Annotated in this window: 13 protein-coding genes; 2 read left to right on the forward strand and 11 right to left on the reverse strand. The window is 44.6% G+C overall.

The genetic code is table 11. From position 1 onward, the window contains the following. Positions 1-789, reverse strand: coding sequence for a glutathione-dependent disulfide-bond oxidoreductase (gene yghU / locus LXO72_RS04025; protein WP_154858339.1), 789 nt, complete (start codon positions 787-789; stop codon positions 1-3). A 139-nt stretch (positions 790-928) separates the two neighbouring features. Between yghU and add the strand changes: the two genes are divergently transcribed. Continuing rightward, positions 929-1948: an adenosine deaminase gene (gene add / locus LXO72_RS04030; protein WP_233331594.1), complete on the forward strand. Its 1020-nt coding sequence runs from the start codon at positions 929-931 to the stop codon at positions 1946-1948. Between the two features lie 34 nt (positions 1949-1982). Here add and LXO72_RS04035 read toward each other — a convergent pair whose 3' ends face one another. The 5 genes from LXO72_RS04035 to recJ form a co-directional block, all read right to left on the reverse strand. Beyond that, positions 1983-2669 (reverse strand): DnaD domain-containing protein, encoded by a 687-nt coding sequence (locus LXO72_RS04035; RefSeq protein ID WP_233331595.1) that lies wholly within the window; start codon positions 2667-2669, stop codon positions 1983-1985. Positions 2670-2678: 9 nt separating this feature from the next. Further along, positions 2679-3623: a homoserine O-acetyltransferase MetA gene (gene metA / locus LXO72_RS04040; RefSeq protein WP_233331596.1), complete on the reverse strand. Its 945-nt coding sequence runs from the start codon at positions 3621-3623 to the stop codon at positions 2679-2681. A 101-nt stretch (positions 3624-3724) separates the two neighbouring features. After that, entirely contained in the window at positions 3725-4237 is a 513-nt protein-coding gene (locus LXO72_RS04045; protein ID WP_233331597.1) for an adenine phosphoribosyltransferase, read from the reverse strand. 158 nt (positions 4238-4395) lie between these two features. Beyond that, positions 4396-4989: a TipC family immunity protein gene (locus LXO72_RS04050; RefSeq protein WP_233331598.1), complete on the reverse strand. Its 594-nt coding sequence runs from the start codon at positions 4987-4989 to the stop codon at positions 4396-4398. Next, the gene (recJ, locus tag LXO72_RS04055) at positions 4989-7202 is read right to left on the reverse strand and encodes a single-stranded-DNA-specific exonuclease RecJ (RefSeq protein ID WP_233331599.1); all 2214 of its coding nucleotides are present in this window, start codon (positions 7200-7202) and stop codon (positions 4989-4991) included. The genes LXO72_RS04050 and recJ overlap by 1 nt, the downstream gene beginning before the upstream one ends. Positions 7203-7779: 577 nt before the next feature. Between recJ and LXO72_RS04060 the strand changes: the two genes are divergently transcribed. Then, positions 7780-9708: a Cna B-type domain-containing protein gene (locus LXO72_RS04060; protein WP_233331600.1), complete on the forward strand. Its 1929-nt coding sequence runs from the start codon at positions 7780-7782 to the stop codon at positions 9706-9708. A gap of 326 nt (positions 9709-10034) precedes the next feature. Here the strand turns inward: LXO72_RS04060 and LXO72_RS04065 are convergent, their stop codons facing one another. Genes LXO72_RS04065 through rnz form a run of 5 tightly spaced genes read right to left on the reverse strand, consistent with a single transcriptional unit; the run spans position 10035 to position 13395 of the window. Then, positions 10035-10439, reverse strand: a complete 405-nt coding sequence (locus LXO72_RS04065; RefSeq protein WP_233331601.1) for a GNAT family N-acetyltransferase — start codon at positions 10437-10439, stop codon at positions 10035-10037. A gap of 1 nt (position 10440) precedes the next feature. Further along, entirely contained in the window at positions 10441-11151 is a 711-nt protein-coding gene (locus LXO72_RS04070; RefSeq protein ID WP_233331602.1) for a class I SAM-dependent methyltransferase, read from the reverse strand. 10 nt (positions 11152-11161) lie between these two features. Then, positions 11162-11917 carry an SDR family NAD(P)-dependent oxidoreductase gene (locus tag LXO72_RS04075; protein WP_233331603.1) on the reverse strand — a complete coding sequence of 252 codons (756 nt, stop codon included), beginning with the start codon at positions 11915-11917 and terminating at the stop codon, positions 11162-11164. Between the two features lie 28 nt (positions 11918-11945). Then, the gene (locus tag LXO72_RS04080) at positions 11946-12437 is read right to left on the reverse strand and encodes a DUF7832 domain-containing protein (protein ID WP_233331604.1); all 492 of its coding nucleotides are present in this window, start codon (positions 12435-12437) and stop codon (positions 11946-11948) included. A 28-nt stretch (positions 12438-12465) separates the two neighbouring features. Then, positions 12466-13395, reverse strand: coding sequence for a ribonuclease Z (rnz, locus tag LXO72_RS04085; protein ID WP_233331605.1), 930 nt, complete (start codon positions 13393-13395; stop codon positions 12466-12468). Positions 13396-13398: the final 3 nt, after the last annotated feature.

Below are 13398 nucleotides of genomic sequence, written 5' to 3' on the forward strand. Positions count from 1 at the left end.
TTAGTTAATTTCCTTATAGTCTACTTCCAAGCCACGTTTCACAGCTGGGCGATTGGCAATTTTCTCTGTCCAAGCTTGCAAATGCTTGTATTCCTTCACATCTAAGAAAATTCCTGCACGGTCCCAGACCTTGTCTTGGGCTAGACGACCATACCAAGACCAGATGGCAATATCTGCAATGGTGTAGTCATCCCCTGCGATATAAGGTTTAGTGGCAAGCTCCTTGTCCAGTAAGTCCAATTGACGTTTGGCTTCCATGGCAAAGCGGTTGATAGCATACTCGATTTTCTCCGGCGCATAGTGGAAGAAATGACCAAAGCCTCCCCCTAAAAATGGTGCCGCACCAGTCTGCCAGAAGAGCCAGTTGAGCACTTCTGTCCGCTTAGCAGGATCTGTCGGGATTAATTGGCCAAATTTCTCTCCTAGATACAAGAGAATATTAGCTGATTCAAAGACCCGAATCGCTTCCTCTCCTGATTGATCCAACATAGCTGGAATTTTCGAGTTTGGATTGATGGCTACAAAGTCACTGCCAAACTGATCTCCCTCGCCAATCTCGATGCGATAAGCATCATAACCAGCTTCCACTCCAAGCTCTTTCAATTCTTCCAGCATAATGGTCACCTTAATCCCATTTGGTGTTGGAAGGGTATAGAGTTGGAAAGGCTGATCACCTTTTGGAAGAGTCTGTTCAAAGCGGGCACCTGCTGTTGGTTGGTTCAAGCCACCCCAGGCTCCTCCCATTTGGCTCGGTGCTTCCCATACTTCTGGTAATTGATAATCTGACATCTCTTTTCTCCTTTGTCTATGTTACTACTAGCATATCAAATCCAGACGCTACTTTCAAAAATCTGCTACGCTGACTTTACTTGACTTTTCTTGGCAAAATGATAGTATAGAAAAAATACATTTTTGAAGGAGAAAAATCATGTCCACGATCGACTTTCATAGTTTGGCAAAGACAGAACTACACTGCCACTTAGACGGTTCCTTGTCTCTTCCGACCATTCGCCAATTAGCAGCCATGGCCAATATTGACCTTCCTGCTAGTGATGAAGAGCTCAAGCACCATGTCACTGCACCTGCCCACTGTGAGAATCTTTTGGACTATTTGGAGGCCTTTGACTACATTCGCCCTCTTCTTCAGACCAAGGAAGCCTTGACCCTTGCTGCTTACGATGTGGCCAAACAAGCTGCTTTGGAAAATGTCGTCTACATTGAGGTTCGTTTTGCCCCAGAATTGTCCATGGACCAAGGGCTCACTGTTCCAGAAACAATCGATGCTGTCTGTGAAGGACTGCGCCAAGCCCAGGATGAATTCGGCATTATAGCCAAAGCCCTCGTTTGTGGTATGCGCCAGTCCGATCAAGAGCTCACCTCTAGCATCTTGGCAGAAGCCAACGAGGTCACTGATCAGGATTTTGTTGGCTTTGACTTCGCTGGGGATGAACACCACTATCCACCACAAGCCATTGATGCCCTCATCCAACAGGTCAAAAGTTACAACCGTCCTATGACCCTACATGCGGGAGAATGCCACTGTCCAGCCAACGTCGTTCAATCCATGGCCTACGGCATCAAACGAAATGGTCACGTGACCTTACTAGCGAATGAACCAGAACTTCTAAAAGAGTTTGTGAAAAATAGGGTTACTGGTGAGCTCTGCTTGACCAGTAATCTTCAAACCAAGGCAGCTGCCACTGTGGCGGACTTCCCTTACCTCAAGATGAAAGAAGCTCAGGCCCATATCAGTATCAACACCGATAACCGGACCGTCTCTGATACGGATTTGACCAAGGAATATGCCCTCTACCATCGCCACTTCCAAACGACCCCAGCTGACTTTTACCAGCACAATGTCGATGCTATCCAAGCTTCCTTTGCTAGTGACGAAGAAAAGCAAGAGCTCCTTACCAAACTAGAAAAAGCTTACGCGAACTATTTATAAACGAAAAAACTAGCACTTTCTGGGTGCTAGTTTTTTAATCTTTCCACAAATCCATTGCCTGTAAGAAATCATCTGAAACTGTAACATTTTCAGGCTGAAGGGCTTCCCGTTCTTGTTGTTTGATTTTTAATTGTGTCAAACTGGTAATGCCCTCCCGTCGCCAATTGCGCAGGATGGCCTGAATGTATTTCCAGTGAGGCTTGCCGTTAAAGACAGCTTCTCTCAAGGCAGCCTTTACAATATCAGGGTCTGTTTGATCCTGCTTGACTGTCTGCGTCAAATCTTCGATTTCAAATGGCGTCAATAAACGTCCCAACTCCTGCTCAAAGGTTTTGACCAAATCAGCTAGTTCATTTTCTGCTTGCTTACCTTGCCCACGCTGTGCGGTATCTGTCTTACTTTGAAGCAAATCATCCAAACGTTCGAGGGCAATGGTCGCATCAAAAAGAACTTCAATCTCGCCATCTAACTCAATGGTCCGATATTGGAGCAAACCTTGGTTGGTTAGGCGAGACATGGACTGGTTTACTTCTGCGACAGACTTGCCAATCGCATCTGCAATTTGATTAGGTGTGAGGCTGGATTGGTTGGTCGTGTTTTGCAAATAGAAGAACTGCCAAACAAGAAAATCCTCTGCGTCTTTAAATAAATGGTGATAATGGAAAAGTAAGGCACTTGGTAAAACCAAATTGCCCGATTTAAATGCTTGTGAATATGTCATACTACCCCTTTATAGGTAACCATAAAATGAAATATCTTTTTCTAACTCCTCCAAACGATAAGGAGTTTCTTGGTAAACTGCATAATTGATCCAATTACTAAAGAAGTTGGCTGCCGCTAAGTTCCACCGCATCCGAGGATCGCGACTGCTGTCATCCTGATCATAATAGTTCTTGGGAAGATCTGGATTCAAGCCCGCTTTCACATCCCGCTGGTATTCCTTGGCCAAGGTATCACGGTCATACTCCAGATGACCAAAACTATAGACCTCTCTAAGGTCTGGACTGGCCAGAATTGATAGACCTACTTCACCGCCTTGAGCTAAGACTTGCAAGTTGCTCTTGTCTAGCACTTCTTTGAGGGGGACATCCGTATAACGTGAGTGAGGAGCCAAAAAAGCATCGTCAAAACCACGCATCAAGCGATTCTGAGGATTCATGACTGTTTGCTCATAGATCCCAGAGAGCTTGTCGCAGAGAGCTACTTTTTCAATCCCATAGCGGTAATAGAGACCAGCTTGGGCACCCCAACAAAGATGCAAGGTGGAAAAGACATGGCGCTTCGACCAAGCAAAGACCTTTGTTAACTCCTCCCAGTAATCCACTTCCTCGAAGTCTAGTTTCTCTACTGGAGCTCCCGTAATAATCAAGCCATCATAATAGTTCTCTTTAATATCATCGAAGGATTTGTAGAAGACTTCCATATGTTCTGCCGCTGTCGTCTTGGACTCATGGCTGGTCATATAGAGGAAATCCACGTTGATTTGCAAGGGAGTATTAGCCAAGAGGCGTAAGAGTTGAGTCTCAGTGGCTACCTTAGTCGGCATGAGATTCAAAATCAGAACATTCATCGGACGAATATCTTGGTGAGTTGCCCGAATATCATCCATGACAAAAATATTTTCTGAGCGAAGAATATCAACTGCTGGTAATTTCTTATCTAAGGTAATTGGCATAAAAAGCTCCCATCTTACAAGTTGTTACCTCTTATTATAAGACAGGAGCATATAGTTTTCAATTATGGTTTTTCTCTATCTAGATATAGCTCTAAACTATATTAGTAATGCATCAAGACCTTGTAATCGTAGTCTCCGATAGCTTCGCGACCTTTAAGATCATCGAGCTCGATCAAGAAGGCACAACCTGCAACTACTCCACCGAGTTTTTTGATCATTTCGATGGTTGCTTTAACGGTACCACCTGTTGCCAAGAGGTCATCGACGATGAGAACACGTTGACCTGGTTTGATAGCATCGGCGTGCATGGTCAAGGTATCCACACCGTATTCTTTTTCGTAGTCAGCTGAGATGACTTCACGTGGCAATTTACCAGGTTTACGAACAGGCGCAAAACCAATACCGAGCTCGAAAGCGACCGGACATCCAACGATGAATCCACGCGCTTCAGGGCCGACGATCATGTCGATTTTCTTATCGGTTGCGTATTGAACGATTTCACGAATCGCATAACTATAAGCATTGCCATCTGCCATCAAAGGGCTGATATCACGGAAGGTAATTCCTTCTTGTGGATAGTTTTCAATGCTTGCAATGTAATCTTTTAAATTCATGGTTAACTTTCTTTCATAAAAAAATTTTTACATTCCATTATACCATGAATTCTACTAACGTGCATCATTTTTTACTAAATCATTTTCCCAGCCTCCTGCAACGAAAACAAAAATCCCACATCTGAAAAAGATGCGGGACTGGATTCGAAAAAAATGTCTTACTTCTTTTCTAACAATTCATTGTACTGGATTTTCATATCGCCCAAGTTCTTCAAGGAATAGCGCGAACTTCCCCTTTTGAACCAAGTACCAAGGATGTATTGTTCGACGACCTTCTTGCTTTGCTTTCGAAGCCAAGTAACGTCTTTGCCGTAAGTAGCAAGTTTCTGTAAAAAATCACTTCCTTCAACTGTTTGATTATCCTCGTAAAGATACACTTTTTCTTGAATCAATGCTCTTTTTTTAGAATTGTATTTGAAGGTCATCCAAACGTATGCATTTTCATTTAGATGGTATTCATACCAGTAAACCCATTCAGAACTGTCTCGAAACATCATGACGGATAGGTATTCCTGACTACCAACAATGTTATCTGAATAGGGATAGGACTGAAATCCTTCATCCTCCTTCCAGATGCGATCACTTCCGATCGTTTCTGTAAAGGGCCTAAACATCACATAGCGCATCCAGCCGCCATTTTCAGCGTAGTTGATTTCTTCCATGGGATTTCTCAAACTCCAGTAGATCCCCAGCCAATAGAGGGCAAAAAGGATGAAAGGGCTGAGCCAGAGAAATATTTTCTTCTTGTTCATTAAATCGATTCCGTTAAATAGTCATAGATTTCTTGCACAGATCCTAAAGCCATGAGTTCCTGGTCTTTGACCGTCTGCACCAAGTCCTGATAGATGGAACTCGAGGTAATCTCCTTCTTCTCCGCGTCCTTATTGACCGTCATGATGCCATTTTCAATCTGGACAAAGCCTAACTCTTGGAAGATTTGGATCATCTTGATCAACAAAACTTGTGGAATCTTGAGGTAGTCAGATAGTTGGCTGAGCTTATGGCGAATATCAAACTCAGGGAACTGATACAGCGTCTTGTAGAGTTTGGCATACTGATCGCGACTGCCGTAGCCTGTCAGGTAATAGGCCTTGTCTAGGTGATTTTTAAAATAGACAGCTTGGAAGCTCTGTTCTTGGAAGAGGGCTTTCAAGTCAGCCAGGTCATCTGGAATGCGATCGATGACAATGGCAGGGCAATCTTCTCCTCCTTCCAACTGACTAAAGAGTGGGATAGCTTGTGGGAGAGGAGCATTTTTTCCTCGGATATTGTAGAGCTGGACTCCTTCTACACGGGCATCCACTACCATCAGTTGCAGGGTGGTCTGTCCATTCCACTGATTGATGGACAAGGATACCACCAACTCCAAGTTTTTCGCTTGGGAGTATTCCAATTCCAAATGGCCCTGACCAAAAGCCACGACATCAAAGCGGGCATCCCCTTTTTGAATCTTCAACTTCAGATGGCTATTGCCAGACCCCATGGTCCGGCTAGACTCCACTTGAAAATCACGAATGTAAAAGACTGGCTTCTTATGGTCCATCCCAAAAGGAGCGAGACGGTCAAAACTCTTCAAAGTATCCAGGTTCAGCTCTTCTAGGTCCAATTCTTCATCCACGAAGAGTGTGGATTTGGCCGTCAGGTCAATCCCTTTTTCTACAATATAGTCAGAAAAAATCTCAGTCAGACGAGGGAGCTTGTCCACTTCCAGAGTCATACCAGCTGCACCCGCATGGCCTCCAAAGGCGATAAAGAGATCACGATGGGGATCTAGGGCTTCAAAAATATGGACACTTTCGGGACTTCGTGCACTTCCCTTGGCCTTGCCTTGGTCTATGGTGAGGACGATGATGGGCTGATGAAGCTCTTCAAGTAGACGACCGGCCACGATCCCTAAGACACCAGGATTCCAGCCTTCTTTTGCCAAGATTTGAACGGGAAGACTTGGGTCCACCATGGCTTTGGCCTCATCGTAGATGGCTTGGACGATTTCCTTGCGTTCTTCATTCTTTGCTTGAATCATCAGCGCAATTTCCAGCGCTTCTTCGTCGTCAAAACCTGTCAAGAGTTCGACCGCTGGATTTGGGTCATCCAAGCGACCCAGGGCATTGAGACGAGGGGCAATCTGAAAACCAACTGTTTCTTCATTTACATCTTGAGGAGTGATGGAGGCCAGTTTGAGCATTTCCTGGAGACCAATCCGTTGGGTTTGACGAAGGACACCTAGGCCGTACTTAACTAGGATGCGGTTTTCGTCTGTCAGACTGACCATATCCGCAATAGTCCCAATGGCAACCAAATCAAGGAAATCTAGGGGCACCTCTTCTAGGAGGGCACAAGCCAACTTAAAGGCGACCCCACAGCCCGCTAGGTGTTTGAAAGGATAGTCAGCATCTGGATGATCGGGGTGAATGATGGCATAGGCATCGGGAAAAACTTCTGGCATGGCATGGTGGTCGGTTACGATAACATCTACTCCCATGCTTTGGGCCAATTCAATGGCTTCATGACCAGCTACCCCATTGTCCACTGTGATGATAAGGGAAATCCCTTGTTGCTCGATAAAGTACTTATAGACACTGGCATTGGGACCGTAGCCATCCGTAAAGCGGTTGGGTAGATAGACGGCTACTTCCGCCCCCATCTGCTCCAGGGTTTCCTTCATGATAGAAGCGGCCGTCATCCCGTCCGCATCATAGTCTCCATAAACTAGGATTTGTTCATAATCTTCAATGGCTTGGCGAATGCGATCCACTGCCTTGTCCATATCGTGAAGCAGGTAGGGATCATGCAGATCTTCTAGCCGAGGTTCAAGAAAACGATCCAGCGCCTCTTCCGTCTGGATTCCTCGTTCTCCCAGTAACTTGGCTGCAGATGCTTCTAATCCTCTCTTCTTTGCTTGCGCCAAAAAAGTATCATCTGAAAAGGGCGCAGCAAACTGCCATTCATATTTTGACGTGATCATCTCGGTCCTTGTCTCCTGTTTTTCTTATCAGCATATTATAACATGAAAGCCAGAAATCAGGAAAACGAAAGCTAGCTTTGAATCAGTAGGGGTAAAATCTTCTATCCCAGGTCTTAAAAATCAAGCTTAGCCCAGTTCCCAAACTGCGTCTGTTACAAGTCTTCTTCCAATCTTTTCAATCTTTTTAATCTACGAAAATACCTCCAAATAAAAAAATCCTACTATTTTTTATTATTTAGATACAAATTACTTGACACTGCAAAGGATTGTATTATAATATAAGAGGTCTAAAATTATAGGGAAAAAGATCGTTCGGTTTTTCAGCCGTCTTGGTTTGTAATCCTTGACTTTATGGCCCTTGGAGTTATTAATTCTGTGTGTGGAAAGGACAATCAGTTTTTTATTTTAAGCTGTCACAGTCGACTTCCGCTTTTCTCTGGCTACAACGATGGTCTCTACCATTCAGTCCTAGCAGAAAAACCGTCATAAAATCTAGCCGACTTTTTGTCGGTATAGAGCTGGACACGCTTAAAATGTGTGGAAAAAAAGTGATGTACTTCCAGACCAGGAAAAAGGAATGGAGGAACAAGTGAAAACTTTCTATAAAAAATTATTCGCGTTTGTAGCAATGATTAGTGTAGTTGCTCTTGGCTTGTCAATCATTAAGCCAGTTTCTGCAGCAACTGTTACACCAACCATTACAAACCTTAAAGCAGAGACATCTGGTCAAAAGGTCAATTTTTCTTTTGACTGGGACTTGACAGGAATTTCTGTTAAGGAAGGTGATACGTTTACTATCGACGCTCCTGAAGGTGTCAATATCACCAAACTTGCAACGGAGTCACTTCAAGCCAACGGTGCTGAGGTAGCTACCTTGTCGATGACAGACAAAAAGATTACTTTTACCTTTAAAAAAGCAATCGAATCCATGAACCAAAACGTTAAGGGTGGTTTCTCATATCAAGCAGTGTGGGATAACACTCCAGGAAATCCTGGAAACAAGACTGCCACTTCTAAAGTCGGTTCGGAATCCGTTGTCATCACTCGTCCTGACGGACCTGGCGTATTTGAATCTGTCTTGAACAAGTACAACCTTACAGGTGACTATGTAGCTAAAACATTCAAACTTGATGCATCAGAAAACTATGCTTGGATGAATGTTGGAGATGACTATTACCTTACAAAATGGTTCATCCGTATCAACGGAGATGGTAAGAAACAAGCCATCACAAATCCTGTTGTATCTGATAAAATCCAAGCTCCAGCTGTAGATTACTCAAAAATCACTTTTGCTCCAGCTGCCAATCACGCTGCAAGTGAATTCTTCGTTGGAACTTACTTGAAACCATCCTTCACATTAAGAAAAGGTGGACAAGTAGTTGCTTCAGGATGGGACTTCTGGCAACATGTGAAATTCGATGCAGACGGTAACGGATTTACTGTGAACTTGTCAGATGTCAGTGATGTCTTCAAAACAGCTACGGACGAAGAATTAATCATTGAATACCAAACATTAATTCCTAAAACAACTATCCGTGTTGACAACAACGCTACCTTGACAGCTGACGAAATCACAACACCTCAAACAGACCCAGCTTTCTGGAACAACACTGAGTTGAAATTCTGGGTATCTGGTGACACAACTGTGACCGTTCAAAAAGAATGGGTTGGAGATAGCGAAGCAGACCGTAAAGATATCACTGTTCAATTGTATGCTGACGGCCAAGCTTTAGAAGGAATGACACAAACTCTTACAAAAGCTTCTGGTTGGCAAGCAGCATTTACGAATTTGCCAGGTATCAAAGACGGTAAGAAGATTGAGTACTCAGTAGTGGAAACAAACACACCTGAAGGTTACACTTCAAAAGTTGAAAAAATTGATGATGCTAACGTGATCAAGGTCATTAACACATCAAACAAACCAACTACAACGACTACAACAACCACTACTACGACATTTACAACAACTACTACAACTACAACTGAAGAGCCAACTACTTCAACTACTACAACAACTGAAGAGCCAACTACTTCAACTACTACAACAACTCAAGCGCCAACTACTTCAACTACTACAACAACTCAAGCGCCGACTACTTCAACTACTACAACAACTGAAGAGTCTAAGACTACAGTAACTACTACGCCTGAGACTCCTGCTACATCTGTTTCTACAGAGGAGCCTTCGACTACGGTAACTACTACTGAAAACCCTGGCACTACAGTAACTACTACTGAAAATCCAACTCCTTCAGATACTACAACAACACCTGAAGGATCTTCTACAACACCTGAGACAACACCTGAGACAACACCTGAGACATCTAAAGCTACTGAAGATAGTACTACTACCACACCTGGAGGACCTACACCAAACGGTAATGGTGGCGGACGTAAGAAACTTCTTCCAAGTACAGGTGAAGTTGTCGCAACAGGTCTTGTTCTTACAGGAGTATTGGTCTTGGCCGGTGCCGTTGTATTAAAACGTAAAATGACTGATAACTAATTCAGTTCAGATGATTACTATTAGCTTGCACTAGCTCCACCTCCTAGTCACTAATAGCCAGAGAGAGAATGTGATTCTCTCTCTTTTTTGTTTCTTAAAAAGAATTTTATTACTAGCTAGTTATTTTTTTATCCTAGGCGCTACAAAAAAGAGGCTGGGACAAAAGTCCTAGCCTCTCAATTATTTTTGGATTGTTGAGCAAGACGCAGTGGTTGAGTGGGCTTTACTACGCTGATTTCATCAGCTTTTACAGCCCTACTCAACTGTGCGGAGGTGGGACAACGAAATCGAATTCTAACGAATTACCGATTTCTGTCCCACTCTCTTTATTTCATATAAATCATCCCTGTACAGGCTTGCTCTGACAGTTCGACAAAGCCTAGTGACTGGTAAAAGGTTAGATTTTTCTCGCTTCGTTCAGTGACAAGAAGCCGTTGATAGACATTGGGGAAAGTCCTTAAAGCCTCTTCTAAGAGTTTTGCTCCAATGCCTTGGCGCTGATGATCTGGTCGCACCAAGAGATCCTGCACCAAAAGGACAGAGTGGCCATCTCCTACCAAGCGAATGTAGGCGACGAGCTCTTTCTCATCATAAACGGCCAACTGCCAGAGACTGGCTTTGACAGCTTCTTCCAGCATAGATGGGTTGTTGGTATAATTGGTCCAGCCGACCGAGCTGTAGAGTGCGACTAGGTCTGCCATCGCTGGAATCTCTTGTTTGTACTCTAACATCTTAACTCCTTTTTAACCTATAGTGCTGGAAGAAGGCAATATCCCGGTAAGGGGACTCTTGGCAGACTGCCAGCTCCATCTCAAGCATGGACTCTCGCCAGCCTTCTTGGCTCTTGAAGCGATTGTCCTGCAAGGCATAAAAGACTCGAATTCCTTGGTAGTCCTGAACTTCGAGGGCTAGATCTTCTACTACTGAACCGAGATCATAAGCCTGAGCAAAGCCCATGGAGTGGGTTTCCAGATCTTGACCTGCTAGGAGATCAAGCGCCTTCTGAGTATCATTTTCAAAGACGACGGTCTGTAGGACGCGGCCAACCTCATTGTGCTTGACGATAGAGAGCAGGCCTCCTGGTTTCAAGAGCCGGGTGAATGCCTTGAGAACAGACTCGCGATTCCCTACATACTCCAAGACATTGTGGCAGAGGATGACATCAAAGCTTGCATCTTCAAGACTTGCTAACTGGTCCAAGCTCCCGACCAATTGCTGATAGGGGTGATCCTGGGCCCGCAAGGCCACCATTTCCTCATTGGGTTCGACAGCAAGGACCTCATTGTCTTGCGCCAGGTGGTTGGCCACGAGGCCAAAGCCACTGCCGAAATCAAGGACTCGCTTGCCTTTGATGTCTTTTAATTGTTCAAAAAGGATATCGTAATAGATCTGTCCCCAGGGTTGCTGGAGGTTTTCTAAATAGGCTTGAATATTGGCTGCCATCTGGTTCCTCCTATTTGTAATTAAACATCTTGCTGGCTAGCTTGTCCGAGATGCGAGGGAAAAGGGTATAGAGCTTGTGGGTCAGGTTCAAAAGCCAAGGCAGATTGAGCTCGCGTTTTGCTTTCCCAAAGTTCTTCACAATCTTCTTGGCCACAAAGTCCGGTTCCAAAATATAGCGATCCACAGCTTTGACATAGCTTCCGTCTGGGTCTGCCTGGTCAAAGAAAGTGGTCCGGATTGGTCCTGGATTGACCGTCGTCACATGGACTCCAAAGGGCATGAGTTCCAACCGCAGGGCATTGGAGAAGCCAATGGCCGCAAACTTGGTAGCCGAATAGAGGCTGAACTTGGCAGTTGCGATGAGGCCCGCCATACTGACGATATTGACGATGTGCCCCTTGCCTGTTGCCTTCATGCGGGCACCAATCAAGCGCGAAAGCTGCATGAGGGCAAAGGTATTGACTTCAAACATGGCATGGATCTGCTCATTGGTAATCTTGTCAAACTCTTCAAAAATCCCATAGCCTGCATTGTTGACCAAGACATCAATCTGTCCATAGCGCTGATAGAGCTCTTCTACCAAGTCTTGGACGGCTGAGGAATCGGTGATATCAATCCCGATGCATTCGACTTGAGGATGGTCAGCATAGAGTTGTTCTAGTTTTTCTTGATTTCTGCCTAGGAGAATGAGCCGGTCCTCAGGGAGGAGCTTGACCATTTCCTGTGCTAGGCCTCCGCTCGCGCCTGTGATGATGATAGTTCGCATCTCTATTCCTTTCAATGGGTTGGTCCTATTAATGAAATCTTATTCCAGCTAAATAGTCAGCATAAGCATCATCAATGATAGGAGCAAAGAGGTGATAATCCTCCCAGCTACCTAAAAATTCTAAAGGCAAGTCATCCAAATCATTGATTACAAATTCAGAATAATCATCCATATACTGGTGTTCATAATAGTCAGTTACAAAAGCTTGAAACTCCTCTTTGATATCCATTGTTCCCAACTTACCATCACACCAGTCTAAAAGATAATCAACGCCCAACGTTTGCTCGTCTTTTACACTCTGACATGCTGTTTCTTCATCAGGAGACATCGTTTCTTTCGCATCCTGCTGAATGAGCCAAGTAACGAAGAAACCGATATGATTGGCAGCCCAACGATAAATCTCGCGGAGATCATTTTGGGTTAATGCTTCTTTTTGTAATTGATAGCTGTGCAAATAGTTGCTTACCGTGTCCTCAAAATACCAATCTGCCTTATCTAATAAACGATTTTCAACTGTCATCTTATTTCCTCTCGATGTACCTGTACCATTACAATTCCACTTCTTCCAAGTCCTTGACCACATGGACTTTCTCAAACACAGTCGCAGCATCCTTGCGCAATTGGCTGACATCCTTGGAGAGGAAGCGGGCACTGATATGGTTGAGTAGAAGGCGTTTGGCTCCTGCTTCACGCGCCACTTCTGCCGCCTGCATATTGGTCGAGTGGCCATGCTTACGAGCAATCTTCTCATCGCCCTTGCCATAGGTAGACTCATGCACTAGGACATCTGCATTGACGGCAAGTCTGACGCTGGCATTGGTCTTGCGGGTATCGCCCAAGATGGTGATGATCTTACCCGGTCGAGGGGCTGAGATATAATCCGCAGCAATGATCTTGGTGCCATCTTCCAGGGTAACATCTTGGCCATTTTTGACCTGACCAAAGAGTGGTCCAAAAGGAACCCCTGCTGCCTTGAGTTTGTCTGCATCGAGGGTCCCTTCCAAATCCTTCTGCATGACGCGGTAGCCGACACAGAAGATGGTGTGGTCCAAGGCCTCGGCATAGACCGTGAACTTATCAGTCTCCATGATTTTTCCAAGAGAACCTTCATCGAACTCATGAAAATGGATCTTGTAAGGCAAGCGTGAACCGGAAACCCGAAGGCTGGTCAAAACAAAGGATTTGATCCCAACCGGTCCATAAATCTCTAGATCGGTCTGCTCTTCATTGGCCTGAAAGGCGCGACTAGAGAGGAAGCCTGGCAAACCAAAGATATGGTCCCCGTGTAAGTGGGTGATAAAAATCTTGCTGACTTTTCGAGGACGGATGCTGGTTTCTAAGATTTGGTTCTGTGTCCCTTCCCCGCAGTCAAAGAGCCAAACTTCATTGATTTCATCCAAAAGTTTGAGGGCTAGACTTGAGACATTACGAGATTTGGACGGCTGTCCCGCACCCGTTCCTAAAAATTGAATTTCCATTGT

Origin of the sequence: Streptococcus sp. XMC, from assembly GCF_021341835.1 — a bacterium.
In the GTDB taxonomy this organism is placed as follows: Bacteria; Bacillota; Bacilli; order Lactobacillales; family Streptococcaceae; genus Streptococcus.

Bases quoted from the DNA above. Each gene is read 5' to 3' on its own strand.
- yghU (WP_154858339.1), bottom strand. From the start codon at position 789: ATGTCAGATTATCAATTACCAGAAGTATGGGAAGCACCGAGCCAAATG.
- add (WP_233331594.1), top strand. From the start codon at position 929: ATGTCCACGATCGACTTTCATAGTTTGGCAAAGACAGAACTACACTGC.
- LXO72_RS04035 (WP_233331595.1), bottom strand. From the start codon at position 2,669: ATGACATATTCACAAGCATTTAAATCGGGCAATTTGGTTTTACCAAGT.
- metA (WP_233331596.1), bottom strand. From the start codon at position 3,623: ATGCCAATTACCTTAGATAAGAAATTACCAGCAGTTGATATTCTTCGC.
- LXO72_RS04045 (WP_233331597.1), bottom strand. From the start codon at position 4,237: ATGAATTTAAAAGATTACATTGCAAGCATTGAAAACTATCCACAAGAA.
- LXO72_RS04050 (WP_233331598.1), bottom strand. From the start codon at position 4,989: ATGAACAAGAAGAAAATATTTCTCTGGCTCAGCCCTTTCATCCTTTTT.
- recJ (WP_233331599.1), bottom strand. From the start codon at position 7,202: ATGATCACGTCAAAATATGAATGGCAGTTTGCTGCGCCCTTTTCAGAT.
- LXO72_RS04060 (WP_233331600.1), top strand. From the start codon at position 7,780: ATGGAGGAACAAGTGAAAACTTTCTATAAAAAATTATTCGCGTTTGTA.
- LXO72_RS04065 (WP_233331601.1), bottom strand. From the start codon at position 10,439: ATGTTAGAGTACAAACAAGAGATTCCAGCGATGGCAGACCTAGTCGCA.
- LXO72_RS04070 (WP_233331602.1), bottom strand. From the start codon at position 11,151: ATGGCAGCCAATATTCAAGCCTATTTAGAAAACCTCCAGCAACCCTGG.
- LXO72_RS04075 (WP_233331603.1), bottom strand. From the start codon at position 11,917: ATGCGAACTATCATCATCACAGGCGCGAGCGGAGGCCTAGCACAGGAA.
- LXO72_RS04080 (WP_233331604.1), bottom strand. From the start codon at position 12,437: ATGACAGTTGAAAATCGTTTATTAGATAAGGCAGATTGGTATTTTGAG.
- rnz (WP_233331605.1), bottom strand. From the start codon at position 13,395: ATGGAAATTCAATTTTTAGGAACGGGTGCGGGACAGCCGTCCAAATCT.